Source organism: Pseudomonas proteolytica (assembly GCF_007858275.1).
GTDB lineage: Bacteria > Pseudomonadota > Gammaproteobacteria > Pseudomonadales > Pseudomonadaceae > Aquipseudomonas > Aquipseudomonas proteolytica.
The window spans coordinates 38,227-64,939 of record NZ_VFEV01000034.1; the positions used below are offsets into that span (position 1 = coordinate 38,227).

At 56.3% G+C, this 26,713-nt stretch carries 26 protein-coding genes and 1 pseudogene; 7 read left to right on the forward strand and 20 right to left on the reverse strand.

From position 1 onward, the window contains the following. Positions 1-221: 221 nt before the first annotated feature. The gene (locus tag FIV38_RS21870) at positions 222-1,469 is read left to right on the forward strand and encodes a DUF1835 domain-containing protein (RefSeq protein ID WP_092238573.1); all 1,248 of its coding nucleotides are present in this window, start codon (positions 222-224) and stop codon (positions 1,467-1,469) included. On the opposite strand, the gene FIV38_RS21875 is transcribed toward FIV38_RS21870, so the two are convergent. From FIV38_RS21875 to FIV38_RS21890, 4 genes are all read right to left on the reverse strand, one after another. Further along, positions 1,453-2,340 carry an alpha/beta hydrolase gene (locus tag FIV38_RS21875; RefSeq protein WP_092238570.1) on the reverse strand — a complete coding sequence of 296 codons (888 nt, stop codon included), beginning with the start codon at positions 2,338-2,340 and terminating at the stop codon, positions 1,453-1,455. The two genes, FIV38_RS21870 and FIV38_RS21875, sit on opposite strands and share 17 nt — an antisense overlap. Beyond that, a complete protein-coding gene (locus tag FIV38_RS21880; RefSeq protein ID WP_092238567.1) occupies positions 2,340-4,571 on the reverse strand; it encodes a TonB-dependent siderophore receptor in 2,232 nt (743 codons plus the stop codon). Before FIV38_RS21880 ends, FIV38_RS21875 begins: the two co-directional genes overlap by 1 nt. Before the next feature lie 98 nt (positions 4,572-4,669). After that, positions 4,670-6,013 (reverse strand): HAMP domain-containing sensor histidine kinase, encoded by a 1,344-nt coding sequence (locus tag FIV38_RS21885; RefSeq protein WP_092238564.1) that lies wholly within the window; start codon positions 6,011-6,013, stop codon positions 4,670-4,672. Continuing rightward, positions 6,013-6,711: a response regulator transcription factor gene (locus FIV38_RS21890; protein ID WP_070995065.1), complete on the reverse strand. Its 699-nt coding sequence runs from the start codon at positions 6,709-6,711 to the stop codon at positions 6,013-6,015. Before FIV38_RS21890 ends, FIV38_RS21885 begins: the two co-directional genes overlap by 1 nt. 302 nt (positions 6,712-7,013) lie before the next feature. Between FIV38_RS21890 and FIV38_RS21895 the strand changes: the two genes are divergently transcribed. Next, positions 7,014-8,087: a major royal jelly family protein gene (locus tag FIV38_RS21895; protein ID WP_235861123.1), complete on the forward strand. Its 1,074-nt coding sequence runs from the start codon at positions 7,014-7,016 to the stop codon at positions 8,085-8,087. A gap of 341 nt (positions 8,088-8,428) precedes the next feature. Continuing rightward, positions 8,429-10,054, forward strand: a complete 1,626-nt coding sequence (locus FIV38_RS21900) for a hypothetical protein (RefSeq protein WP_092238558.1) — start codon at positions 8,429-8,431, stop codon at positions 10,052-10,054. A gap of 245 nt (positions 10,055-10,299) precedes the next feature. Here FIV38_RS21900 and FIV38_RS21905 read toward each other — a convergent pair whose 3' ends face one another. The 3 genes from FIV38_RS21905 to FIV38_RS21910 form a co-directional block, all read right to left on the reverse strand. Beyond that, positions 10,300-10,617 carry a hypothetical protein gene (locus FIV38_RS21905; protein WP_167362660.1) on the reverse strand — a complete coding sequence of 106 codons (318 nt, stop codon included), beginning with the start codon at positions 10,615-10,617 and terminating at the stop codon, positions 10,300-10,302. 5 nt (positions 10,618-10,622) lie between these two features. Next, positions 10,623-10,784, reverse strand: coding sequence for a hypothetical protein (locus FIV38_RS30015; protein WP_167362655.1), 162 nt, complete (start codon positions 10,782-10,784; stop codon positions 10,623-10,625). Positions 10,785-11,150: 366 nt separating this feature from the next. Then, on the reverse strand, positions 11,151-11,477 hold the full coding sequence (locus FIV38_RS21910; protein ID WP_092238552.1) for a DUF2388 domain-containing protein: 327 nt from the start codon (positions 11,475-11,477) through the stop codon (positions 11,151-11,153). 514 nt (positions 11,478-11,991) lie between these two features. Between FIV38_RS21910 and FIV38_RS21920 the strand changes: the two genes are divergently transcribed. The 4 genes from FIV38_RS21920 (at position 11,992) to FIV38_RS21935 (ending at position 14,964) form a co-directional block, all read left to right on the forward strand. Continuing rightward, the gene (locus FIV38_RS21920) at positions 11,992-12,450 is read left to right on the forward strand and encodes a hypothetical protein (RefSeq protein WP_092238543.1); all 459 of its coding nucleotides are present in this window, start codon (positions 11,992-11,994) and stop codon (positions 12,448-12,450) included. Positions 12,451-12,602: 152 nt separating this feature from the next. Beyond that, positions 12,603-12,899 (forward strand): type II toxin-antitoxin system Phd/YefM family antitoxin, encoded by a 297-nt coding sequence (locus FIV38_RS21925; protein WP_092238540.1) that lies wholly within the window; start codon positions 12,603-12,605, stop codon positions 12,897-12,899. 12 nt (positions 12,900-12,911) lie between these two features. Beyond that, on the forward strand, positions 12,912-13,109 hold the full coding sequence (locus FIV38_RS30990; RefSeq protein WP_371923366.1) for a type II toxin-antitoxin system RelE family toxin: 198 nt from the start codon (positions 12,912-12,914) through the stop codon (positions 13,107-13,109). Between the two features lie 391 nt (positions 13,110-13,500). Beyond that, positions 13,501-14,964, forward strand: coding sequence for a tyrosine-type recombinase/integrase (locus FIV38_RS21935; protein WP_092238537.1), 1,464 nt, complete (start codon positions 13,501-13,503; stop codon positions 14,962-14,964). A gap of 56 nt (positions 14,965-15,020) precedes the next feature. Here the strand turns inward: FIV38_RS21935 and FIV38_RS21940 are convergent, their stop codons facing one another. The 13 genes and pseudogenes from FIV38_RS21940 to FIV38_RS21995 all read right to left on the reverse strand — a co-directional run bounded on the left by FIV38_RS21940 (position 15,021) and on the right by FIV38_RS21995 (position 26,614). Further along, a complete protein-coding gene (locus tag FIV38_RS21940; RefSeq protein ID WP_092238534.1) occupies positions 15,021-16,535 on the reverse strand; it encodes a YaaC family protein in 1,515 nt (504 codons plus the stop codon). 175 nt (positions 16,536-16,710) lie between these two features. Continuing rightward, positions 16,711-16,890, reverse strand: a pseudogene (locus tag FIV38_RS21945) (hypothetical protein); the annotation flags it as partial. A gap of 154 nt (positions 16,891-17,044) precedes the next feature. Then, positions 17,045-18,592 carry a GapS1 family protein gene (gene gapS1 / locus FIV38_RS21950; protein WP_092238528.1) on the reverse strand — a complete coding sequence of 516 codons (1,548 nt, stop codon included), beginning with the start codon at positions 18,590-18,592 and terminating at the stop codon, positions 17,045-17,047. Between the two features lie 73 nt (positions 18,593-18,665). After that, the gene (gene arsJ / locus FIV38_RS21955; RefSeq protein ID WP_092238524.1) at positions 18,666-19,886 is read right to left on the reverse strand and encodes an organoarsenical effux MFS transporter ArsJ; all 1,221 of its coding nucleotides are present in this window, start codon (positions 19,884-19,886) and stop codon (positions 18,666-18,668) included. 9 nt (positions 19,887-19,895) lie between these two features. Further along, a complete protein-coding gene (locus FIV38_RS21960; RefSeq protein ID WP_092238521.1) occupies positions 19,896-20,900 on the reverse strand; it encodes an ArsJ-associated glyceraldehyde-3-phosphate dehydrogenase in 1,005 nt (334 codons plus the stop codon). Between the two features lie 23 nt (positions 20,901-20,923). Next, positions 20,924-21,436 carry a phosphatase domain-containing putative toxin gene (locus tag FIV38_RS21965; protein ID WP_092238518.1) on the reverse strand — a complete coding sequence of 171 codons (513 nt, stop codon included), beginning with the start codon at positions 21,434-21,436 and terminating at the stop codon, positions 20,924-20,926. A 12-nt stretch (positions 21,437-21,448) separates the two neighbouring features. Continuing rightward, a complete protein-coding gene (arsH, locus tag FIV38_RS21970; protein ID WP_092238514.1) occupies positions 21,449-22,165 on the reverse strand; it encodes an arsenical resistance protein ArsH in 717 nt (238 codons plus the stop codon). Beyond that, positions 22,158-23,231, reverse strand: coding sequence for an ACR3 family arsenite efflux transporter (gene arsB / locus FIV38_RS21975; RefSeq protein ID WP_092238511.1), 1,074 nt, complete (start codon positions 23,229-23,231; stop codon positions 22,158-22,160). Before arsB ends, arsH begins: the two co-directional genes overlap by 8 nt. Positions 23,232-23,248: 17 nt before the next feature. Continuing rightward, positions 23,249-23,719: an arsenate reductase ArsC gene (locus tag FIV38_RS21980; RefSeq protein ID WP_092238508.1), complete on the reverse strand. Its 471-nt coding sequence runs from the start codon at positions 23,717-23,719 to the stop codon at positions 23,249-23,251. A gap of 27 nt (positions 23,720-23,746) precedes the next feature. Continuing rightward, positions 23,747-24,118 (reverse strand): metalloregulator ArsR/SmtB family transcription factor, encoded by a 372-nt coding sequence (locus tag FIV38_RS30510; RefSeq protein ID WP_092238505.1) that lies wholly within the window; start codon positions 24,116-24,118, stop codon positions 23,747-23,749. A 9-nt stretch (positions 24,119-24,127) separates the two neighbouring features. Beyond that, positions 24,128-24,541: an arsenate reductase ArsC gene (locus FIV38_RS30515; RefSeq protein ID WP_092238502.1), complete on the reverse strand. Its 414-nt coding sequence runs from the start codon at positions 24,539-24,541 to the stop codon at positions 24,128-24,130. A gap of 681 nt (positions 24,542-25,222) precedes the next feature. Next, positions 25,223-25,864 carry a P-loop NTPase family protein gene (locus FIV38_RS21990; protein WP_092238499.1) on the reverse strand — a complete coding sequence of 214 codons (642 nt, stop codon included), beginning with the start codon at positions 25,862-25,864 and terminating at the stop codon, positions 25,223-25,225. 12 nt (positions 25,865-25,876) lie between these two features. Further along, positions 25,877-26,614, reverse strand: coding sequence for a HupE/UreJ family protein (locus FIV38_RS21995; protein WP_092238496.1), 738 nt, complete (start codon positions 26,612-26,614; stop codon positions 25,877-25,879). Between the last annotated feature and the right edge of the window lie 99 nt (positions 26,615-26,713).

Sequence of the window (26,713 nt, forward strand, 5' to 3'; positions counted from 1 at the left end):
AAACAAGGCTACCTCAACGGTTTTTCCGGCTCTTGGAGAAGTTGCATATTTCAACATCTGGAAACAGAACGCCTTGCAAACAACCTCTCCCCTGCCTATATTCGCGCCAGGCGCCATCTACGCCACCCTCCGCGGAAAGGGCTGCGCCCAGGACATGACTGCCTATCACATCACTACGACTCCCAACCTTAAAGCGGACAAGGTTTGTGCAAGGAGATCGTATGTCGCAACGCCCCGTCTCACCGTCCACTGACGGCCGTATCAACCTTGAGCAGCAGCGCAAGCGCGCCAAGGAGCTTTTACAGCGTATGAAACAAGGCACGGCGCCCGATGAACTGGCGCAGGTTGCCCACCCGCCGCCGACCCTGTCCGATGCTCAATGGCTGATTGCCCGACAGTTGGGTTTCAGCAGTTGGCCAAAACTCAAGGCCCATGTGGATGCGGTGGACTTCGCCGCCAGCCACCCGGGCTTCGAGGCCAGTGATGAAGCGCGCACCACCCATTGGCGTTGCGGCAATGATATTGCCCACAGCCTTGGCGTGGCCGGGTTCAAGGGGCGCTTTCGGATGCTCAGTGATCCGTTGTGCATGGGCCCGGTCCAAGCCTTGCCCACCGAGGCCTACCGTGCGATGCGGGCGCGTTTCATCAGCCAGGCGTTTACCCAGGACGTGGCAGATGCCGCGCGCCGCCTGGACGATGAATACACCCATCTCAAGGAACTGGGCAGCGCCGATCACTGCGTGTTGTGGTGCGAAGCCGATGGCTATGACCAGTTGTTTTTGATCCGTGCCCTGGCAGGTCTTGACCATACGCCCGCCAGGCTGGAGCTGATCGAAGTCGACCACATACCCGGCGTACAACGCTTTATCGGTATCGGCCAATTGGCGCCGCAGGTATTGGCGTGGCTGTGGCCCCAACGTCGGCCGGTCGACGAGCCGATGCGCCAGTTGGCGCGGCAGGCGTGGGCGGCCTATTGCGACAACTCGCCCGTGGCCCTCGCGCAACTGGCCCGCGCGCCCCACCCCGCCTTGCCCTTGCTGGCCCCGGCACTGCGTCGGCAGTTGCAGGAGCTGCCCGGCGCGCGTGACGGTTTGTCGCTGACCGAGCGCCTGGCCCTGGAGTATCTGGCCGAAGTCGGCCCCACGGCGTTTGCCCGGGTGTTCGCCGAGCTGATGGCCAAGCGAGACCCCCTGCCCTTTCTTGGCGACATGATGTTCCACGCCCTGATGCGGCCGCTGATCGACGGCGCCGCTCCTTTGCTGACGGAGTCCGACGCCGACCGGCCATGGCCTGAACGTACATTGGCGCTGACACCGCTGGGCGTCAGGGTGCTGAATGGCCGCGCGTACTGGCCCGATCACGCAAGCCACCCGCGTTGGGTCGGTGGCGTGCAGATCGTACCCGGCCAGCCACACTGGACGATTGACGCCGAGGGCGTGCCAGCCTGGCGGGCTAACGCCCCTGGCTGAGCATCTGCAGGGTATAGCGCAAGGATGCCGGCAACATCGGGCCATGCCCCAGCCCGGTAAAGGTCAGGTGACGCACGTGTAGCCCATCCACCCGATGGAGTGTGCCCAGCAACGCCTTGAACGCCGTGTCACTGGCCTCTTTGGCCGGCGACACGGCTCCCGGGCTGGCCGGTTCCTGGTCGCCACGCATCAGCAGCAAGCGGGGCTGGCTGCCCCGCAGGCGTTGCGCCAGGCCATGGGCCTCTGCCGTGATCAGCCCCTGGTTCCACCACAACGAAGGACTCGCTGCCGCGTAGTCATCGAAGGCTTGTGGGCGTGTCAGCAAGGCATGCAGCACCAGCAGACCACCGTAGGAGTGCCCCCATAGCAATTGCCGCTGTGGGGTGATGCCCAGACGCTGATTGATCAGCGGGCGAACGGTCCCGGTCAGCAGATCAAGAAACACATCCGCACCGCCACTGGGCACGGCAGTCAAAGGGTCCCGCTGTTGCGTGGCGCTGCCGACTTTCGGCGTGTAGTCAAAAGTACGTGCAGTACGCTCGATGCGCAGCGGCGTGGCATAGCCCACGGCGACCAGTACCGGAGGCGCCACACTGTGTGCCAGTCGGTCCAGGCTCTGGCTATCCAGCGCAGCCATCGCGGCGTTGCCATCGAGCAAGTACGCCACTGGGGTGGCGTCACTCACCGTCGACGGCTGCCCCAGCCAGATCCGGTAATGACGGGCGCCATCGGCCGAATCCAGCTCCAGGCTGCTGAAGCTATAGGCACTGGCTTGGCGCAACACCGGCGCATCCATCAACTGATCCGGCGCGGGCCGGGCAACCGCGAGCGGTGTGATCAGCAGCAGCACCAGGCTGATCCAGCGCCCCATCAAAAGGACGCCGTCAGGCTGGTGTACAAGGTGCGGCCGGACTGGTTATAGGTCGCGGCACCCGCCCCTTCAATATTGGCCACGCCCTGGGCATTGCCTTCACGCCACAGGCGTTTGTCGAACAGGTTGTCGACGCCGGCTGTCAGGCTCAGGTTCTTGCTCAAAGCGTACGTGCCGCTGACGCCGGCAATGGCATAGGGCGATAATTGGTTGTTGCCCGAACCCGTCACGCGATCGCCGTGGTAATCGTATTTTTTCGGGGTTTGCTTGCCGTACCAGGCCACGCTCATTTGCAGGGACAGGGCATCGCTGGCCTGCCAGTCGAGCATCGAGTTCAAGGTGTACTTGGGCGCGACAGACAGCACATCGCCGGTCTGCTTGTTTTTCGATTGCAGCATGTAGGTGAAGTTGTTGGTCCAGTTCAACTGCTCGGTCAACGGCAGGGCCAGGGTGCCTTCCAGCCCTTCGACCAAGGCCTTGGGCACGTTTTCCCACTGGAAAATGCTCGCGTTGGCCGTGGTGCCGGTACCACCGCTGGCGTTGCCGACCGGGGTCAGGCCCGACTCGATTTTGTTTTTGTAGTCGTTACGGAAGTACGTCAGGCCGGCGACCACCCCCTCGTTGAGGTACTCGATCCCCAATTCCTTGTTGACGCTGGTTTCGGCGTCCAGTTCGGCATTGCCTTGCAGGTAGCAACTGGTGGTCTGCCCGTAGCAACCCTGGCCATTGCTGTACAGCAAGTAGTTGGGGTTGAGCTGGTAGAGGTTGGGCGCCTTGTAGGAGCGGGCGATCCCGGCTTTCAGGGTCAGGGTGTCGGTGAGCACCTGGGACAGGTTCAGTGACGGGCTCCAGTTGTCGCCCACGATGTCGTGGTGGTCCATGCGCAGGCCGGGGGTCAGGCGCGTACCGGGGCGCAGTTCAATGTTGTCTTCAATGAACACCGAGAAAATCCGCGCCGAGGACGAACTGCTGCGGTTGCTCCCGGCCAGCCCCGGCACGCTGCCGCCGGCGGTGGTGGTTTGCACGTTGGAGCTGGGGTCATCCAGTTGCTGCTCGACCCACTCGGTGCCCACGGTCAGTACCTGGTCCACCCCGGCATGCAAGGGCAGGCTGAGTTCGCCGTGGGCGGTCAGGTCGCGCAAGACGCTGGTATTGAAGTTGCTGCTGGAGAAGATCCCTTCGGTGCCGCCCGCCAAGCCCTCACTGATCCGGCTGTTGCGGGTCTTTTCGTATTGCAGGTAGGCCAGGCTGGTGCCCAGGTCCCAGTCGCCGCGATGGGTCACGGCGTAGGTCTCGCGGTACATCACGTTGGTCTCGTGGCCGAGCAGTTTTTTCACATTGGCGTTGCTGTTGGTGTTCTGGGTGTCACCGGTGTAGATGTTGCCCTGGCGGCTGAAGCCGGCTTCCAGGTCCAGGGTTTGCTCAGGCGTCATCTGCCAGCTCAACAGGCCGTTGACGTCCTTGTTGCGCACCCCTTCGCGCCCCGCCGGCAAGGTGCCGACCTGGTTACCGGTACGTTTGGATTCATGGCCGCTGTTGATGTCGGCGTCGTCGGCATTGGTTTTCGCCACGTTGCCGTATACCCGGTAGCTGAGGGTGTCGGTCAGCGGGCCGTTCAGGCCGAAGTTCATGCGCTGGGTCTCGCCTTCGGCGCTGTGCTGGGCGAAGTTGTGGTAAATGGTTGCCGAGCCGTGGGTCTCGGTACCGGGTTGTTTGGTGATGATGTTTACCACGCCACCGGCGGCACCGTTGCCGTAACGGGCGGCCGCCGGGCCACGGATGACCTCGATGCGCTCGACCTGGTCGGCCGGCACCCAGTTGCTGTCGCCACGGCTGTCCCGCTCGCCGCGCCAGCCATAGCGCACGGAGTTGCGGCTGCCCACCGGCTTGCCATCGACCAGGATCAGGGTGTTTTCCGGGCCCATGCCACGGATATCGATCTGCCGGTTGTTGCCGCGCTGGCCACTGCTGGAATTGCCTGTGAGGTTGACGCCGGGCATGGTGCGGATGATGTCCGACAGGTCATTGGCCGGTGGGCGCTTCTTGATGTCTTGGGCGGTGATGATCGACACACCGGGCGCCTGCTTGATCTCTTCCTGCGCCGTGCCCAGTACGGTCTGGGTTTGCAGTTCAAGACGCGCGGGCGTCTCGGGCTCGGCGGCAAAGCTGCTGGCGGGCAGCAGGCTGCACATACTCAGGGCTAGCAGGGACAGGGGCGGCAGACGGTGCATGGGAAGATCTCCGGAACGTCAAGCCCACCGATAGCGGTAGGCCAGCAAAGATCGCAGATGATAATCAGATGCAATTGCGAGTAAAGAACATTAACTTTCTAAACATTTGCCGCCGCCACCCGCAGGTGCATGCGCAAACCTTGCGTGCCATGGCTGGCCCACAACTGGCCGCCCTGCAGTTCGATGGCCCGCCGGGCAATGCTCAAGCCCAGGCCAAAGCCGGTACCGGGCGCACCGTCCAGGCGCAGGTAGGGTTCAAAAATCCGCTCCAGGTCGGCTTCGGCAACACCGGGGCCGTGGTCTTCGACGGTCAGCAGCCACGTATCGCCTTCACGCACGCCGCTCAAGCGGATCACACCGCCTGGGGGTGAATGGCGGATTGCATTGCGCAGGATGTTTTCCAGGGCCTGGGCGAAGCTGTTGAGGTGGACCCTGACTTCGCACGCACCGTCCACCTCGCACACCAGCGCCTGCAATGGCCAGTCGGTCTCGAAATGCGCGTCCTGCACCAGCGCTTCCCACACCGAGGCCACCCGCACATCCTCGGCCCCCAGGCGCGGCTTTTCGGTATCCAGCCAGGCCAGGTTGAGGGAGTCATCCACCAGGCGCCGCATCTCCTCGACTTCCCGCGTCAGCCGTTGCTCCAACTGTTGGCGCGCCAGGCCGCTTTCGCTGGCGATTTTCAAGCGGGCCAAGGGCGTGCGGATTTCATGGGACAAGGTGCGCAACAGTTGGCGCTGCTGCTGCAGGCTCTGGCGCAGGCGCTCGGCCATATGCTCGTAGGCGCGCGCCAACTCACCCAATTCATCACCGCGCCGGGTCACGGAACTGCTGGCCAGTGGCGCCAGGTCACCGGCACTCAGGGCGTTAGCGCGCTCGCGCAACTCGTTCAACGGCACCACCAAGTGGCGATACAGCAACAGGCCCAGGCCCAAGGCCAACACGACCGGTACCACACCGTGGGTAAACAGGTGCGTCCATGGCGTGAGCCCCGGTGGCAGCAGGCGCTCGGGCAGTTGCATGACCAGGCGACCACGCTCCGGGTGTTGCGCGAAGGCGATGCTGACATAGGGCAGTTCATCCTCCAGGCGCTTGCTCATGGGCCAACTGGGCTTGCGCATAAAGGTCAGGTGGCTGACCTCGGCCGCCGTCAGCGCTTGTGTGCCGAGGCTTTGCAGAAACGGGTCGAGCACGCCCACCCAAGTGTGCTCACGCTGTTGCAGGGCCTGGCGCCACCGCTCCACGGCCTTGGCGTCGCCGGTGGCCACCACCTCTTCGGCCTGGGCGGCATAGGCGGTCAGGGCCGCGCGGTCGGGCTCTTCAAGAAAGTATGTGCTGCGCTCCACCTGCAAGCCCCAGCCCCAGACCAACCAGACCAGCAGCAAGCAGAAACACACTTGCAACAGTGCCATTTTCCATAGCAGTGGATGCCGGCGCCGCATCAGCCCAAGCCTTCGCACAGCAGCACATAGCCCTGGTGACGCACCGCCTCGATGCGCACGCCCTGCAGGTTGATCGCCGCCAGCTTGCGCCGCACATTGCACACATGCACATCCAGGCCACGATCGAGCCGCGTATAGGCGCGGTGCAATACATGCTGGTACAGGAACGCTTTGGACAGGGGTTCGCCGGCATGCTCATGCAGCGTGCACAGCAAGCGGAATTCCGAACCCGTCAGCCCGGCTGGGCAGCCGTTGAACATTACATCCCGGGCGTCTATATCCAGATCCAGCAATGCTGGCCTGAAGGCTCGAGTGCCGCGATCAAGGGCCACCCGCCGCAGCAGGGCGTCGATCCGCACATCCAGCTCGGCGAGGCTGAAAGGCTTGGGCAGATAGTCGTCCGCGCCCTGGCTGAATCCGGTAATGCGATCCTGCTCGGCGCCCAGGGCCGACATCAGAATCACCGGCGTGCCCCGCTCGCTGCGCAAGCGCGCCAGCACCTTCAGACCGTTTTCGTTGGGCAGCATGATATCCAGCAGGATCAGTTCGACCGCGGGGTCCAGGGCCATGCTCAAGCCCTGATCACCGCAATGCGCACTGCTCATGGCAAATCCACGGCGGCTCAGGTGGGTACAAAGATGGGTGCACAGCTCGACGTCATCCTCAATGACCAGGATGCGCGCGGAAGAAGATGTCATAGGCAGTGGATGATAACTGTTCACAATTAGGCCAGTTTCTCACCCGGAGAAACATTGCGCAACGAATGGTGCGTGTTGTGCTGTTCGAGCGCCGATTATCAATATTTTGAAGAAACTGAATGCATCGAACCTGGGCTTTTTCAGTTAAACACCAGCAATCAAGCTATCTCCTCGTCAGGTCACCTCACCGGATACAGGAGAATCATCATGTCCAAAACCACCGTCAGCCAGTTCATGCAAACCCTCCATCAACGTCTCACTGAGTTATGGGATACCTGCGCCCGCGCAGGGGGCACACGGTCATGACGCGCTTGCTGCTGGGCGCTGCCATGCTGGCACTGCTGGTTGGGTGCAGCGCCGCCAAACAGCCCGAACTGGACGTCGCCGTCCAAAGCTCCGGGCAGATCTGGAATGCCGTGGCGCACTACAGCGGCCGCACATTTCTCTCCGGCCCCCGTTGGACCGGCACCCAGGGGCCGCAACTGACGGCGGTTGACAGCAATGGCCAGCACAGCGCCTATCCAAACGACGCCTGGAACAACTGGGCGCCTGGGTTGGATGCTGCCAACGCCTTTGTGAACATCAATGCCTTGCGCCTGGAAGGCAACAAACTGTGGGTGGTGGATACCGGCTCACCCGAGTTCGGCGGCAACCCCGTCCATCAGGGCGCGAAGCTGGTGTGTATCGATCTGCTTACCAATCAGGTGGTTCGGACCTACTTCTTCGCAGCGGATATCGCCACCGCCGGCAGCTACGTGGATGACGTGCGCTTCAGCGCCGGCATGGCCTTCCTCACCGATGCGGGAAATGCGGGAATTATTGTCGTGGATCTGCAAACCGGCGCTGCCCGCCGCGTGCTGAACCAGCACGCCTCCGTCGTCGCCCGGCCTGACCGGGACTTGATCCTCGACAACCAGGTGGTCAAAGCCCCTGATGGCGACCCCTTGCGCGTCAACGCCGACCCGCTGGAAGTCAGCGTTGACGGCGTCTGGCTGTATTACGGCCCGCTGCAAGGCCCGTGGTCCAAGGTGCGGATCCAAGACCTGGCAAACCTGGCCCTGACCCCGCAGCAACTGGCCGCGCGGGTGGAATTTTTTGCCGATATCCCGGCAACCGGCGGGTCGGTCATGGATGCACAGGGCAACCTGTACTTTTCCGACCTGGCCCACGACGCCATTCGTGTGCGCCGCACTGACGGACAAATCGAGACCCTGATCGAAGACAAGCGCCTGCATTGGGTTGACGCCCCCTTCCTGGACCAGGATGGAACACTGTGGCTACCCACACCACAGATGGACCGGGTCGCGCTGTTCAACAAGGGCCAATCCCTGGTGCAGTGGCCGGTGGGGGTTTATCGCTTGTCGACACGTCACTGATCAGCGCCCATGCAAATTGCTTAGCGCTTTCACATCCCTTTCACAGTTGGGCGCATAGGGTGGTCCCAGCTCCTAGTGAAAACCTTTAAGCCCGCACTCCCCATCGCGGGCTTTTCTTTGTCTGGGGTTTGGCGTGACGCCCACACTTCCCAAACCTGAGCAGCCCCGACAGACTTTTTCCAACAAAGTTCGTGTGCTCAGCGTCCTGCTGAACAAATACCTACCCAAATCACCGCATCTACCCTGACACACCCCGGCGTTCGCTAGTAGAATCTCGCGCCATGTCACTTTGTCACTCTGTTCAAATTAACACGGGAATTTTTTACAAAATGGAGCCACGAATGCACGTCCTCAACAGAGGTTTCTTTTCCAGCACCCGGGCGAGATCAGTGCTTAGCGTGATTGCCATGCTCATTTTCGCGGGAACGGTGCTAGCGTTCAGAAACCTTGAGCCCCTGACCAACTACTTTACCTATTCCGAAGATGGGATTTGGCTGGGTTACGCCATGAGCAAAGGCTGGTGGCACACCATAATTAACGCCAAACCAGATTACTTAGTATGGGGAAATCTACTGTTCGTTTATTTGGCGACCCTAGTATCTGATATTTTCTGTGATGACAAGCTTATTTGTTACCCACAAGCAATTTCCTTTTGGTCGTATTTTTTTTACTCGTCAGTTAGCGTTCTCTGCTATTACGCTACTAAGGATTTACTTCCAGAAACCATTCGATGGATTGTTTTTCTATCCACACTAATGATTCCTTTGGGTGACTCTTCGGGCGAAATATTCGGAAAGATAACCAATATCGGCTACTACTTTGTATTAATTACCACCCTCCTAATTTTCGTAAAAAGCAGAAAGACTACTGCAACCCCACTCATCGACACAATATTGCTATTATCCGCCGCAACAAATCCAGTCTGCTTAGTATTAACTCTCGCACTCTCCATTTTCACCTTACCTGATCACAACTTTAAAAAATGGATTAAACGATATGGAGCCATCACAATTGGCTGCCTAGCCATTGGCGCGATAATTTTTTTCAAAATCACTGCTTCTCCAGCCAAAGGTGTGATTGGCAGCTTTAGACTTGAAAGCCTAATCGAAGTAAGCCTCGCAAGAGCTTTCATTTATCCATTTGTCTTTCCTTTTTACAACCAGCTCTCCGACACAATCGTCGTAATCCTCTCTCTTGCACTCCTAACCTTGCTAGGAGTACTACTGGCAAAGGAAAAGTCCAGAGAAGTCAGAACACTCATATCAATGTGTGCAACAGCCTATATTATATACTTATTTTTTACAGTGTATATGCGCAAAAGCTTAACAGAGATTTTAGGTGGATATGCCAGCACGTTCCCCGACCGCTATTTTATGGGGCTGAACATTATCGTTGTTTTTTCGCTCTTGGTACTTGCTGGTTCGGCTCTGCGTGCCAGCAGAGCAGTGCGTATTATAGGCGCGACAACGCTGATCTCTTTCACGGCGCTCTATATCGGCAATGTCGCCTGGTTAATAGAAGGTGAAACAACAAGAGTTCAATTTGGCGGAAATTTAACTTTTCAAGACCAGCTCTGCTCGGCGGCACTACAGCCAGCAGATACCGAGGGCAACATCTCTGTTTCTTTATACCCGGCTGGCCAACTCGCGACAGTACCGAAAGATAAGGTATCCGCAGCAGCCAATAAGATTGAATGCGCACCGGAAGACGTCTCATTTTATGTCACCGACTCTAATTGGATAAAAGGCATCGCAAGAAAGTGGGCAGGATTTTACCTGCACAACACTCCAGAAAACTTAGCCGCATTCACGATCGGAAGTACCGTTCAATTCCCAGACAAAACAACACGAAAAATTGTCGACATCTCCACCAGCAATGAAACAATAAATGTATTTGTGGATGGCGACATACTGATAGCAAAAAAAGTAGGCCTCCCATTTAAATTTATCGTAATAGATCAGCTATAAAACCACGAATAACCCCGGGCATCGCGGCCCCCGTCACCAGGTACGGCTGGGGCACCTAACCGTTGATGAACACTACCCAGCGCAAGGGTCGAGGCGTAAGCGGTAACGAAAATCAACGGTAGGAGCTTTCGAGCCCCAGTGAGGCTGCGATAGCGGTGGGTCAGCCAACCTCAATGCTGGCAGTACCGCCACCATCGCAGCCTCACTGGGGCTCGATAGCTCCTACAGGGGGATCGGCTCACGCCTTACAGCAATACCGTGGCCAGCATCCCCAGTGCGCCCAGGCAAAAGCCGATCAATGCGCCGCGCCCAGGGGCCTCATGGAACAGGGCCCAGACCACCACAGGCTCCAGCAGTAGCAAGGAGGTGACGGAGACCACGGTGACGACCCAGATATCACCGACCGCCACATACCCCAGCCAATAGGCGCCCAGCAGACAAAACCCGGCAAAGCACATCAGCAGCACCGGCATAACGAATGCCTGCCATGAACCATCGCCAACATGGGCCAGCCGAGCGGTGACTACCTCGCTGTAGATTGCACAAAATTCACCGATCACCATCAACCCTAGAGCAAAAACTCCGAGTAGTTCTTTGGACATATCAAAAACTCCTTCGTATTCAGCGCAATGTTTTTCAGCTCCCAGCGCGCGATGCCGCTCACCAGGGAGTTGTTGCAGTGATACGAAGCAGCCTTGAACAGGCCTGAATTACCGAAGTGCTTTTCCATGCTCATGTCCTTAAACGGGTGTGAGTCGGCGCGGCCCAAAAGGGCGCGAGCCTGATCATACGTGCCGTCAACCGCGCTGGACAACCAACAGCTCGTAGGTCGCCAGCAATGCCTCATGCATGGTTTCAGACAGGGTCGGGGGCGGCGGGATGCTGTCAATCAGTTCGGCATCTGTAGTCTCCAGACCCCCGAGCGATGGTGTAGCCCTGGATCATCTCAGTGACTGACTCACCAACCCTATGCGCGCCCAGTAACTCGCCGCTTTGCCCATGGCAATCACCTCGGTGATCGCACTCCTGCGAAGCAACGGCGCGAGCTGCATGACCGGGGAAGTGCTGCATGTGAATGGAGGATTAAATAACACCGTCAGCCTGCGGCTGCGATTGCCAGGGCCAGTTGCGCGTCAGACATCAGCGCAGGCTTGTAGGTCGAGCGGTAATACCTGCACGCCTGCTCGAACTGCGCACCACGGATCTCGCCATCGGAACCAATGAACGCCAACGCATCACTTTTGGATGATTTGAAAAGCTCTGGAATGTAGGACGTTCCTGCGGTGGCTCCCGAGGTGATTACGAAAGGCGCTACCGAGGTGAGCATGAGCGCCCCCTGGAACGGGTTATTGTTCTCGGCGGCCGAAGCCAGATTGCCAATCGACGCCAGTAAGGCGATTGCCAGGAGTTTGCACAAATCCATTAGTGATTGCTTCCTTGTGTTCAGATGGGTGCCACGATAACAGAGCTGGGTGGTCGTGCTACCCCACTCCTTATACGCGCCTGTTATAAAAATGGTTTAGCACTATCAGCTCGAGTACCGCTACGAAAACACAGAGCATGACGAAGCCAGGACCGCAGACCCGCTTGCGCTTGGATGGGCCATCCCCTGACAAGATCGCACCGGTGTAGCAGGTAAATACTAAGAGAAGCCCCAGCAGGATATAGAATCCTTGTGTTCGCCATTGGGTCATGTGTCCATGCCTGCGGTTATGGCGCGGGTTTTGCGCAGGCACAAAAAAGCCGATCTGGCTGATCGGCTTAAGCCTCTGATTTTAATTGGTAAATATGGTCATAAGGCCAAAATCAACGCCGTTTACGGGGTCGGTAGTACGGGACAGTTCACCGATCAACCTCTACAAATGCCCAAGCGTGTTGTGAGCATTGGCTAGCGATGCCATGGCAGAATGCTCGGCATTAATTTAAGGGAGTCAGGGATGAAAGCTATCGCCATCGCAGCGCTGCTGTTACTCACAGGATGCGCGTCCAAGGCCGTCGAGTACCAACCGGCTACGATCACTGCAGAACAAGCCAGATCGGTGATTGAGCAGGTGTTGATGGAACAACCTGAGAAGACCAGGCCCGAGCAAGTTTTCTTCACCAATGAGTACATCGCCTATGGGGGCGGTGTCGTTTCCTCCAGTAGCGGCTTTGCGAGCGCTGTACCTATCGGAAATGGTGCGATTGCCGCCGGCAACTCGGTAACCTCATCCAAAGCCGTTCAGACCAGGATCTACTTCAACTCGATCGGCTCAGCGACTCTATACACCAAGCGCAACCGCTGGGTCGTGATCACCCGAAACCAAGCTGGGGGCACACTGAACCAATCCCGGGTCGACACCCAGCAAAAGGCACAGCGTTTCATCGATGCGATGATGTACTTCAAGGCCAAATGACAGCTCTGCCAACTGGCTGGTGATACGAAAGTATGGTCTCACACAGGACGTGCAATCACTGAAAGTAGCGGACCAAGAAGCTCGCGCAGATTTGCTAGACACCTGTCACACACAAAAAGACCAGATTAAAGACCTATATAGGAATCTTATCTATACAAAATCTTCTGGCTGATGTGGTTGTCAGCGTTTCCGAACTCAAGAGCAACCCCTCCTCCGTCTTGAGTGGCGCCAACGGTATGCCTAGGGCTGTGAGGGCTGTGCTTAACCACAACCGAGTTATGGGCTACATGGTCCCAGCAAACGTCTACGAGGCAATGGTTGAGCGCCTGGACGAACTGGAACTGGTACAGATCGTTAAAGCTCGGCTCGATGCCAGCGAAACACCTGTTCGAGCATCTCTCGAAGACCTGATTAGCGAGGCCGAGGTAAATATCGCCAATGGCCGCTGACTACGAGGTTGAGTGGGATCCGAAGGCGCAAAGCTCGACGGTACAATCCGCCTACAGTTTCTGAGAAAGCTTCAGGAGCGGCAGTCGGGACCGCTGGTGGCAGGTGATGTGCATCATGGTATGAAGGACTACTACAAGATCAAATTGCCCGGCGCCGGCTACAGGCTTGTATACCGCGTCGAGGAGGAGCGAATTGTCATCCGTCGGTAAGCGCGAGCGAAGCTCAATGTATGAGCATACAGGAAAACGGCAGACCCTCAACGAAAAGCCCGCACATCGGCAGGCTGCCTGGATCGCCGCGCATTAATCTCGGCGTAGCGCCCACCACTCCCCGCAAAAGTCCCTACGCATGAAAAAGCCCAACCTTTTCAGATTGGGCTAAGTCATTGAAAAATATGGTCGGGACGGAGTGATTCGAACACTCGACCCCTAGCACCCCATCTCCTTTTTCGTACTTCTTGAAAGCTTTCAAAATTTCACTCTGGATTTTTCTAAGCTAGTATTTACTTGAGCTCCAGCGGTGTTCTGCTCTACGAGAGTCCAGTAACGTCCATCAAGAGCTAACGTTTTTGTGGGGGTAAAAGTAGGGGGAGTCCATTTCATGGCCAAAATCACCATCAAAGAACTCGAGTCGCTGACCGCCAACGATGCCGGCCGAATCCTCAGGGAGGACGGCAATCTGGCCGGTCGAATCTCCGTCCGTAAGGACGGCGTGTCGGTCAGCTTTTTCTATCGCTATCGGTGGGGCGACCAGAACAAAGAATACGCCTGCGGGTCCTGGCCACGCAAATCCCTGACGGACATCCGCAAGGCACGCAACCAGGCCCGCGCGCTCATCGATGAGCAAATCAATCCCAACGAGCAAAAGAAAACCGCCAAGGCACAGGCCTACGCCGCGGCTAACCTAGAGGCCGAACAAGTAAAAACGACGAAGGTGCAAACGCTGACCGTCCAGGATCTGGCCAAGGCCTGGCTGTTGGATGGCGTGGCGCGTAAAGACGGTAATGCCGAGTTGCAACGACGCTTTAACAAAGACCTTTTGCCAGCAATCGGTAAGACCACAGTGAGCAGCGTCTCCGAACACGATGTTCGGGCGTTGATCCGCACCGTGGTCAACCGCGGCGCTCACCGGCAAGCCATCAGCTTCTTCGCCGACCTCACCCAGATGTTTAGCTGGGCCAGAAAGCGCCAACCTTGGCGAGCCTTATTGGTCGAGGGCGACCCGACGGAACTGGTTGACATCTCCCCATTGATCCCTGCCGACTACGAAGCGGAAAGAAGCCGCATCCTTTCCCCGGCGGAGCTGTTAGAACTGCACAACCGCTTCCAGCAAATGACCGCCGATTACGACGCCCTCCCCGCCGGGCAAAAGTACGAAGGCATTCGGCCATTGAAAAAAGAAACTCAACTCGCGCTCTGGATCAGCCTGGGCACGCTGTGCCGAATTGGTGAGTTGCTGCAGGCCGAATGGAAAAATGTCGACTTGGAACAGCAGACCTGGTTTCTCCCCAGCGAAAACGTCAAAGGCACCCGGGGCAAGAAACAGGACCATCATGTCTTCCTCTCCCCCTTCGCCCTGCATTTCTTTCAGGAACTCAAGACCCTGACGGGAGACTCCCAGTGGTGCTTTCCGAACAAGCGGGATGATGGGCATGTGGACGTAAAAGCGGTGAGTAAACAGGTCGGTGATCGCCAGGCTCGGCTCAAAAACCGCAAGGCCCTCTCCAGACGGTGCCATGACGATACCCTGGTCCTTGCCGACGGCCAAAACGGCGACTGGACGCCGCATGACCTGCGCCGTACGGGGGCGACCATGATGCAAGCCTTAGGCGTTAGCCTGGATATCATCGATCGCTGCCAAAATCATGTGCTGGCCGGCTCTCGGGTGAGGCGCCATTACCTGCATCACGACTATGCCGACGAGAAGAAAAACGCCTGGAACCTGCTGGGCGATCGACTCAGTGCGGTGCTGTCCTCGACCTACGAGCACACGCCAAACGAGTCGAAGTTGTCTTTTCCAGCGTACGCCGCCACTGGACCCCTGCTGCCTCAATCGGATAGGTAGGGTTTCCCGAATGTATCAACTGAAAGCGGATGGTGGAACTCAAGACCGTCAGCCCCCTAGGAAAAAAACGAGCCGGGTTGATGTACAGAGATCGACTGACCGGTAATTTTCTCCAGAAACTGTTCTGGAAGAATGCGCTCAACTGCTGAGAGGAACGTCTCGATCAGTGACCTGAAATGATCAAGCTCCCCTTCCTGTATCTGCCGCCACAGGCTTGGACGATAGCGAACCAGAATGGACAACGCATAGAGCAACACCAAACATGTCGCTCGATACTCATTTATCGTTCCAAAGAGAGGCAGCATTAGCGCATGTCTTTTAAATGGGCTGTGATGTAGCTGAAGTGCATCCCACCAAATACTCGACTCCGGATGATCAATTGCCACACGGAAATGGCTTGCTGATGACCTAGACGAAACTTGGATGATCTCGCGAATTGCCCCAGGAAAAGCAGCAATATCATCCACCGTCATTCGCCCAGACTCATCTATCAAAAGAGCGTAGGTCGTCGTCGCACGGTGGTGCCGACCATTACTTTCTTGATCGTAAGCAGGAGTTACCCAAGAAGGTTTACCTTCAAATATGTCCTCAAAAAGATCCGCAACCTCAGGTATCCGAGAAAACAGCTGCTCCATCGTAAGCCAGCTTTCAACGGGCAGTGCTTTCAGTGCATCCAGACCGTCTGGTTTCCGTTTGGCGGCGACAAGTGAGTTTGCAGACATCGATTTAACCCAACTTGGGAAAAAACCCGAGACGAGCGCGCCAATGGCCAAACTCTCAAATCGGTCATCTAAACCATCATGGGTATAAAGGCCATGCCCTTTTTTGGTTGTTGCCTCCAACTCTGAGAGGGTTTGAGGACCACTTGGTGAAGCAAGCATCTCGGCAAATGCGAACGACATTGTGCCGTAATACAGATTGAGTACACGTTGACTGACATTTCTTCGATCAATGGCACTGAAATAATCGGTGGCATTTCGGAGCGCGAAAGCAACGCCCTCTCCCTTTGACACAATAGTCGACGGCTCAAGGCTTAGGCTTTCAAGTTGAGCGCGACGGTCGACCATCTTTCGAGCAAGAGTCGCACTTTTTAACTGAGCAAGCCTCGCCCAGACTGCTTCTATCGGAGTTTCTGAAAGCAGCACTCGCCGCGGTGCCTGCAATTCTTCAATGCTCGTCTCTTCTGCTTTCATTGTCGTAGGCGCAAACTTTCCAGTGCTGCTTTCACGGTTCCATTCGATGAGAAGGGGTTGAAAATCGTCAATCGGCTTCACGGGAATGGATACCCCCATAGCGAATGACTCAACCATGTACGGCTGTCCGTTAAAAAAGATAACGGACACCTCTCCAGCAAGTTGCTTGTATACATTGTTGCTCGTCGCTGACGAATAGAGTACTGCGGCCGAACGCTCCGCCCCGCCTCTAGACGCCTTTACGACCACATACTCTCCTGCGGCAACCTCACGGACTATGGACGCTTCCCAGCCATGTCCGACTAGCTTGTCAAGCATATTTCTTTTCACTGCGTCCCGCAGAATATCTAAGCGCGCCTTCCATCCGCTGTCTTGCATATGCCTTCTCCATGCTCTGTCTTTCTACTAAACACTATCGCAGCTTCAGTCATAGCATTGATTGATCGAATCCACAGCCAATAACGGCCATTCACGCTACGTTACTGAATAATTGGTTTTCGTAAAAAGCAGGTGGCAGAAGCCGACGCAACATTGCGCTCCGGCTACTTCCATTACCGTGCTCGGAAGGGCTTTTCATTTCGTTGCAGCAGTCCACACCCATGTGGTCCATCATCGCCATGCCCATCGTCTTCATTGGACAAGGTTCTGTCGGTGCCTGAACACCCGCCATCCCGCTGAGGGAGAGCGCCAGGCTGATCAAGAAGATGAGGCAAAACCGCAGATAGCGTTTCATGGGCTGGAGTGCAGACGCTGCAAATGGCTCTTACAATTGGATGAATGTTCTCAGCGGTCTATCGAAAGGCCCTAATCCAGGCGATATCACTGGACCTGAATTAAGCCAGCATTATCACCGCGAAATTGAAGTGATTGACGAACTGCGTCCCGATTTATTTCTGCGCCGCTGTCTCGGGCTGAGCAGGAAACGCAACGCGCATTTCATCCACCATCGATTTGAGGATTTCTCGTAATGGTTGCTCTCTGCCCAGTTGCTTCGACCACTCATGGATATGCAGCTCGAAATTGAATTTTTGGGTCATCCGCTCAGAATCAGCTTGCTTAGCCTTCTCCAGGGCTTCTACTAAACCAATTTTTTGGCTTGCTACCAGACTCATCAGCTCTTCAAATTCATGGATCGTGAGGAAGTAAATATTTTCGACGGGTATCAAATTTTGCTCAGCATATTTGGATCGAATTTTTTCGAGCACTGCATCTCCTACAACGGCTGCGAAAGTAACTCCGTTCCCGATGTACAGCTCTTTGTATGTAATAGCCAGCAAGTAGGTTGAGGAGCGCTGACGAATCACGGGATGATCACCGCCCATCGAAGCGATTCGAGCAGCAACTTCATGCCCTTGTTCGAAAGCTTTAATCAAGGACGTTTGGGTCGCTCGACGAACATCCCCCCGTTGAAACGCAACCATACCCCGCTGCGCCATTTCCACACCTTTGGCGTCGATCAGCACATTCGAATCACCATCACCATCAGCAGCAATGAAATCGACGACTTTCCCTTGACCAGGCAGGACCAGAGTCAATTCGCTCTCGTTGGCTGTCGGCAACCCTGACTTGCTCAACCAGTCGCCTACATATTTTTCAAACGACTTTCCAAAAGCGTTATTGAACCCGTCTACGTCAGCTCGCTTGAGGTAGTCGTAGATGAAATGTCCCAAGGATCGCTCAAGAACATGAGGGGACACACACAAATATTCGGAGCGAACCTTGATGAATGGGAATTTTAGGAAGGGCGTTTGCTGCAAATACTCGTTCGGGTGGCGTCCGTCCTTGTCTACCTCTTCTAAGGTGCGATGCAAATCTCCAACTTCGACAGAAATGGTACGTAGATAGGCGTCTACAGCCATCGGTGTAAAGGCTGGACAGAGACCAAAAAGAGTGACTCGCTGAAGTACAGGACCACTTTTCTTCGTGCTAGCAAGGACCGCAAAAGAAAGACGCAGAAAGTCCTGTATGGACACCCCAGTGCCATTCAGAAAACGAGTTTTGAAATAATGATTTTCCGGGACTTTTGCGAACAAAAGCTCCTGACGAGCAATATCAACCAAGCCGCTCTCTGTCTGATGAAAAAACTGCTGGTAGGCCACCGCCCGGAAAAAAAGCCGTACGTCTTCGTACTCATCGGGCATGCTACCGGTTTCCGTCAGGTCAAGGACCTTTTGTAGCAACTCAAGCATTTCATTCTGAGAGATTGAGGGGCGCCTCAATGGGCTATTTACTAATGGATCTAGAAAAGTCCATTTAATAAACAACATGATCAACCATGGCTGCTTGGATGCCTGCTCAAAGCGATCTTTGGTGGGACTGTACAGATACCTCAACGCCGCTTCCAATAAGCTGAGCGGGTCGTAGCGTCGAATAATGCGCTGAATTTCCGTCAAGCCTTCGTCGAAACTCTTTGCGCTGATCGGCAGCTTCGCCATGAGAGTGGCATCCTTGTTTGAGATCAATGACATTCTCACACAGCGTTCGACTCCAAGCCGCCTTTAGGGGTGATTAAAACGCTTCGGCATGCCTCGGTAACGCAATAGAGATCAGTGCTGCGAGCAGCACGAATGCGCTCGATATCCACAAACACGCACCCAGCCCATACACCTGATAAACCCAGCCAGAGAGCACTGTGCCGATAAGTCGCCCCAAGGCGTTGGACATGTAATAAAAACCTACATCCAGTGACACGCCGTCTTCCTTGGCGTAAGAGACAATCAGGTAGCTGTGCAGCGAAGAATTCACCGCGAACAGCGCACCAAAGACCATCAGTCCGCCGAGCAAGACTACTTGTTGTGACACTCCCCTGCTCAGCCCGAGTGCGATCGCTGCCGGCAATCCCGCGAGAGCGAGTGCCCACCACAGGGCCGCTCGACCATCCGGCACGCGCCCCTGTTTCTTGCCTGTGATGTTGGGTGCAAAAGACTGCACGATGCCGTAGCCAATCACCCAAGCGGCAAGGAAACCGCCGACTTTCCAGAAGTCCCAGCCGAACACACTGCTGAGGTACACCGGTAAGGCCACCACAAACCAGACATCGCGGGCGCCGAACAGAAACATCCGCGCCGCTGAGAGGATATTGATCGCCCGGCTCTTGGACAGGATGTCGCGAAACCTGGGCTTGGCTTTGGCCTTGCCCAGGTCCTTTTTCAACAGGATCAAGCTGCTGATCCAGATCAGCGCCAGGACACCCGCCATGGCAAACAAGGAACCTTTGAAGCCGATCAACGCCAGCAAGGCACCGCCAAGAAAGAAGCCAACTCCCTTGAGTGCGTTTTTCGAGCCAGTGAGGATCGCTACCCACTTGTACAGCTGCCCCTGCTGCCCATCCGGAACCAGCAGCTTGATGGAGCTTTTGGCGCTCATCTTGTTCAGGTCTTTGGCGATCCCGGACAGTGCTTGAGCACCCATCACCCACGGGATGGTCAGCCAGGTTACCGGAACTGTCAGCATTAGCAGCGCCGCGACCTGGAGGCCGAGCCCGATGTTCATGGTTCGGTTCAGTCCCAGCCGGGCGCCGAGGTAGCCACCCACCAGGTTGGTGATCACGCCAAAGATTTCGTAGAACAGAAACAACGCCGCGATTTGCAGTGGGCTGTAGCCCAACGCGTGAAAGTGCAGCACCACCAACATGCGCAGAGCGCCATCAGTGAGGGTGAAGGCCCAGTAGTTGCCCGTCACGAGCAGGTACTGCCGCACTTCTGGAGCGAGGGCTGACAACGCTATCATGACCGCTCCTCAGACTGCCAGACCAACCATTTTGGCCAGTTCGACGGTACGGTTGGCATAGCCCCACTCGTTGTCGTACCAGGCGTAAAGTTTGACCTGGGTGCCATTGATAACCATGGTCGAGAGCGCATCGATGATCGATGAGCGCGGGTCGGTACGGTAGTCGATGGACACCAGCGGACGCGCCTCGAAACCGAGGATATCTTTCAGTTCATTCTCGGAAGCGTCCTTGAGGAACTGATTCACCTCTTCGACCGTGGTGGCACGCTCGACTTCAAAGACACAGTCAGTCAACGAAGCGTTGGCCAGTGGGACTCGCACCGCGTGACCATTCAATCGCCCACGCAGCTCCGGGAAGATTTCGGCAATGGCAGTGGCCGAGCCGGTGCTGGTTGGAATCAGGCTCATGCCCGAAGCACGCGCTCGGCGCAGATCCTTGTGCGGCTGATCGAGGATGCTTTGGGTGTTGGTCAGGTCGTGGATGGTGGTGATCGAGCCGTGACGAATGCCCAGTTTTTCGTGGATGACTTTCACCACGGGCGCCAGACAGTTGGTGGTGCACGAAGCAGCCGTGACGATGCGATGTTCCGCCGCATTGAACAGCTGATGATTGACGCCCATGACGACGTTCAGCGCGCCTTTTTCCTTCACCGGCGCGCAAACCACCACACGCTTGACACCCTGATCCAGGTAGGCCTGCAACACCGCCACGGTTTTCATCTTGCCACTGGCTTCAATCACCAAGTCGCAGCCCGACCAGTCGGTGTCCGCGATCGCTTTGTTCGCGGTGACCTTGATGCGCTTGCCGCCAATGACCACCTGATCGCCTTCAGCGCTGGCTTCGTGGTGCCAACGGCCATGCACCGAGTCGAAGTTGATCAGGTGCGCATGAGTCGCCGCGTCACCTGCTGGATCGTTGATCTTTACGAATTCGAACTCAGGCCAACTCCAGGCGGCTCGCAGCGCGAGGCGACCGATCCGGCCAAAACCATTGATGCCAACTTTGATAGTCATGTTGTTGTGCTCTGTATCTGTTGTCAGTGGGAGTTCGACTGGGCGTCAAACTGGCCGATGTATTCAATGTGGGCAGGATGCTGAATGGCACGCGGACGCAACGACTGAACTTCGCGGATGGCATCGCTGAATGGCACACCGCTCTCAATTAACAGCTGAGCGGCGACCAAACCGGTTCGGCCTGAGCCGCCCTTGCAATGGATGGCGATGGTTTTCCCCTCAGTCAGCAATTGCTTAAGACGTGGATGGTGTTGCTCCCAAGCGGATTGGAATGCTTCACCAGGCGCTTGGTCGTCATCCACTGGCAGGTGAAACCACTCGATGCCGAGCATCTGGCATTCTTCGGGCAGCAGGTCGATCCCGTTCTGAAGCAGCTCTTCGGTCGGCATGAGCGTCAGCAGCGCCGATGCCCCTGCTTCCTTGAGGGTTTGCAGTGCCTCGAAAGGCCGGGCCCCCTTCGTGCCTGGACACGGGGTGAAAATCAATTGGCCATCGAACTGTGCCAGGGGTAGTACGGAATAAGGGTGTTGTTGCACGGTGAAAAATCCTCAGATGGAGCGCTGATTGACACGTTTCATGAGTTCTTCCGCCGACTCCTTGCGCTCGGAATAACGATCCATCAGATAGTCCTGACGGTCGCGAAGCAGCAGCGTGAATTTCACCAACTCTTCCATCACATCGACGACACGGTCGTAGAACGGAGAAGGCTTCATCCGGCCGTTGTCGTCGAACTCCATATAGGCCTTCGGCACAGAGGATTGGTTGGGGATGGTGAACATGCGCATCCAGCGTCCTAGCACGCGTAGTTGATTGACCACGTTGAACGACTGCGAGCCACCGCACACCTGCATGACGGCGAGGGTTTTGCCCTGAGTCGGGCGTACCGCGCCCATGGCCAGCGGCACCCAGTCGATCTGAGCCTTGAAGACCGCGCTCATGGAACCGTGACGTTCTGGAGAGCACCAGACCTGCCCCTCGGACCACAGCATCAGCTCGCGCAGTTCCTTCACACGTGGATGATCGTCGGGGGCGTCATCCGGCAGCGGCAAGCCTGAGGGATTAAAAATCCGCGTCTCGGCACCGAAGTGCTCCAGCAACCGAGCGGCTTCCTCTACCAGCAGACGACTGAAGGAGCGTTCACGGGTCGATCCGTACAGCAGCAAAATGCGCGGCTTGTGAATGGAGGTCTTTTCGATGCCGAGTTTGTCTGCCGAGGGTAGATCAACCAGTTCGGTATCAAGTTGGGGGATTGGGTCATCAAACATAGTCTTTGTCCTGCGCAACGGCGCTCTTGGATTCGTCGAACCAGCGGCGTTTCAGCCAGAGGGCCACACCGACCAGGGAAATCAGGACCGGCACTTCCACCAATGGGCCAATCACTGTGGCGAAGGCAACCGGGGAAGCCAGGCCGAAGGTGGCAATGGCCACGGCAATCGCCAGTTCGAAGTTGTTGCTTGCGGCTGTGAAAGCCAGTGCGGTGGTGCGCGGGTAGTCAGCCTTGAGCAGCTTGCCCATCCAGAAGCTAATGAAAAACATCACCACGAAGTAGATCGTCAGAGGGATCGCAATGCGCAATACGTCGAACGGCAATTGCAGCACCACGTCCCCCTTGAGACTGAACATGGCCACGATGGTCAACAACAGAGCCACTAGCGTCAGCGGACTGATCTTGGGAATGAAGCGCTCCTGAAACCAGTTTTCACCTTTACGGGCGATGAGGATCTTGCGGGTCAGGAAGCCCGCCAGAAACGGCACACCCAGGTAGATCAGCACCGACTCGGCAATGCTGACAAAGCTGGTCTCAATCACGCTGCCTTCCAGCCCGAACAACGGCGGCAACAACCCCAGAAAAACCCAGGCATACACGCTGAAAAACAGGATCTGGAAGATGCTGTTGAACGCCACCAATCCGGCGACGTACTGATTGTTGCCACCTGCGATCTGATTCCAGACCAGCACCATCGCGATGCAACGAGCCAAGCCGATCAGGATCAGGCCCGTCATGTATTCCGGCTGATCCCGCAAGAAGATGATCGCCAGTGCGAACATTAAGACCGGGCCGATTACCCAGTTTTGAACCAAAGACAAAATGAGAATGCGTTTGTCCTTGAAGACTTCCGGCAGCTCCTCATAACGCACCTTGGCCAGAGGCGGATACATCATCACGATCAAGCCAATCGCGATGGGGATGTTGGTGGTGCCCACAGAAAGACTGTTGAGCCACTGCGGCCAGCCTTCGAACAGGCTCCCCAAACCGATGCCCAAGGCCATGGCGAGAAAAATCCACAGCGTCAGGTAACGGTCTAAAAAGGAAAGGCGGCTTTTACTCATGATCGTTGCTCCTGTGGTTACAGCGTGCCGATCAGGGCCAGCTCTGCCTTGAGCTGTTCGGCACTCAGTTGGGAAAGCGGTAAAGCCAGGAAGGCTTCAATACGGGTTCTGATCTGCTCCAACGTGGCTTCAAAAGCCGCCTCGATCTCTTCCTGAGTCCCGTGGTATTCCGAAGGATCAGCCAGCCCCCAGTGGGCCTTGGTGGCCGGCCCGAAAAATACCGGGCAGGCCTCACCGGCCGCCTTGTCGCACACCGTGATGACGAAATCAGGAGCCAGGTTCACATGGACATCGCTGGACTTACTCAACAGCCCGGCTGTCGAAATACCTGCTTTCTCCAACGTTTTTAGACTCAGCGGATGCACTTCCCCTTTGGGCTGACTGCCCGCGCTGCAGGCTTTCATGCCTTGCGGTGCCAAGTGATTGAAGACCGCTTCACAAAGGATGCTGCGGCAGCTATTGGCCGTGCAGAGGAACAGGATTTTCATCGAGCGATCTCGTAGTCGAAGGCGGAATCAGGCGATTTTGCTTTCACAGCAAGCGACTGCCCGTTCAGGGCGGTCACCCATTTCATCAAGGCGTTTGGCGTCTGGGCTCAACCAATGCTTGTTGCTTTCCAGCACGGTGGTCAGCACTTGATGGACCCAATCAGGAAGATTCGGGTGCAGCCGGTAATACACCCACTGGCCTTGCCGACGGTCCGACAGCAAACCGCAACTGCGCAGCTGTGCGAGGTGTCTAGAGACTTTTGGCTGACTCTCATTCAACGCACAGGTCAGCTCGCAAACACAAAGCTCTCCTTCACGGGTGATGAGCATCATCGTGCGGACCCGAGTGTCGTCAGCCAGGCATTTGAAAACAGTGGTCGGTGTCAGATGGTCAGCCATATCGTTTTCTCAGTGTTTGTTTTTGACCAAGACGAACATCTTGATGCGCTCATGAATTTCGTGAAGGGTGGGACGGAAGGCATCGGGCTTGGTGCTGGTGACTGGGTCCTCAAAACTCCAGGCCAATGCCTCACCGGCTCCAGGTAAAGACAGGCATTCCGATGCGGCTTTATCACACAAGGTGATGACGTAATCGAAACGCTCACCACGGAACTCGTCTATCGACTTGCTACGTAACCCTTCAGTACTCACACCGCTGTGTGAAAGCGCCTCAAAAGTGCGCGGATCTACCTGAGTCGGAGTTGTGCCGGCGCTGAACGCCTCGAAATGCTCCGAATCGGTATGCCTCAGCAACGCTTGGGCCAACTGAGATCGTGCAGCGTTGGCGGTACAGACGAACAGGACACGGGCTTTGCTGGCCATTGTGAAGCCTCAGCTCATATGCGGTTTAACGAATATATGTTTTTTCGCATGCGAGGTAAAGGGTCAACGGCAGATTAATCCATCAAGCGATAGGGCTCCGCCGACAGACTTCACTAAAAGCCTTATGTTATGGCGCTAGCTACAAAAATGGCTCAGAGGTTCGCTTCAAAAACATCAGAGGGAATAGATATATGGTTTTTGTAATAAATATGTCATTGATGCATAGATTGCCTGATGCCTGGTGAACCTAACCAAGAGACAGAACGATGTAAAAATAGAAGATAAGAACCGCTTAACTGGCTAGCCTATTTGCGAGCGCTAGCTTCGCGAGCCAACAGAGTCTGTTACCCGGAAGTAAATGTGTAAAAAAAGGCTGCGTTCGTTCAAAGCACGAGGCACATGGATTGAGATGTAAAGACAAACAAGGCCGCAATCGCGGCCATGTTGTTTTCCAAGGTGCTACTCGTGTGAGTGTCCGTGTTCGGCGCTCTCGGAGGTTGCGCTCTTCTCACCACCGCCGCATGCCGTCATCAGGCCGAGGAAGCAGATCAGGAGCATCGAACGAATCAGAGTGGTTGGAGTTTTCATGGGGAGGCTCTTCAAAAAATCAATGAACTAAATGGTCTGTGGTCAGGCTGAACGCTGCATTTTCGGCAGTAGAACAGCCATCCCCGTCTCGAATTATTGTTTGACGCTCAAGTAATCGCCGGTCGTTTTCAGTGAGATGGTCACGTCGTTGTTGCTGCGATTACGCCAGAACCAACCGTGGGTGCCGTCAAAAATGGCAGTGAACTCACCTTTATCACTTTTGACCTGCTTGCCCTTGTTGTAGCTGTGAAAGTAACCCTTTTCACCGTTGTAAGGCTCGCCATGGGTGTCGTAGTTCACAGGCCCACCAGCCGCTGTCCACTCATAGCTAACAGTCTTGTTCTTCAGCACTTCCAGTTTGATTTCTGTCCCTTCACCTGGCTTGAGCGTGACGCTCATTTGATTCGTCTTCAGAGCCGGGGCAGGCGTCGTCACTGGCTGAACCGCAGGTATCTCGGCGGGCTGGATTTGCGCAATCTGTGGAGCTGGAGTTGGAGATGCTGGTTGCGGTGGGGCTGCATCTGCCAAAGCCTCCTGGGCAAGGATGATCTTCAGTTCGCCCATCTGGGTCAGACCCAGTGCGCGGCCCACACCCGTAGGATCAACGGCGTATTCCGAAGGCATGACCACGGTCACCAGAAGGCCGACCGCAGTCAGTAGGGCAATGACAGTCGAGCGCACCAGTTTGCGAGTGCTAGGCAATTCATTAACAGTGGGAAGCGGAGTATTGAACATAGTCAGAATTCCTTACGCGGAGACAAACAGGCCGGTGATTTGGTAACCCATCAGGAGGAAACCGGCACTCATCATGGCGACGTTGGCGGTATAGGCGTGGCGCCAGAAACTGCCCGTACGTCGCCAATACCCCATCAGAATGAGAATTGCGCTGAGGGCCAGCAATTGGCCGATCTCGACACCAACGTTGAAGGCGATCAGGTTCGGAATCAGGCCATCAGGCGAGATTTCGTACTCCTGGATCTTGGTCGCCAAACCGAAACCGTGGAGCAGGCCGAAGATCAGCGTGGCCACTTTGGTGTTGGGTTGGAAACCGAACCAACGCTGGAATGCGCCTAGGTTGTCGAGCGCCTTGTACACCACCGAGAAACCGATGATGGCGTCAATGATGTAAGAGCTGATGCTGATCTCAGTCAGCACACCCAGCAGCAGCGTGACCGAGTGGCCTACGGCGAATAGCGTGACGTAAAGCCCCACATCTTTCAGACGGTAGAGGAAGAAGATCACCCCGAACAGAAACAGCAGGTGGTCATAGCCCGTCATCATGTGTTTGGCGCCCATGTAGATGAAGGGCAGCAACATGACGCCGGAGCTTTCCTGGATGAATCCCTTGTCACCTTCGGCGACGGCATGAGCCATCGCCTCGGGCATTGCAAGGAAAAGTGACGCGACAAATAAAAACAGCAGCAGTAGCAGGCGACGCGAAGGCGCAGTAAATGCGTCAACGCCGCTCATCGAGTGCGAATGCATAGATCAATCCTACGTTGCAGGGATCAAAGGCCGCGGTGCGGCCATGGTCAAGATGCAAACGAAGGACGCGGTGGTCGCTCGATCAAGAAAATCGGAGCA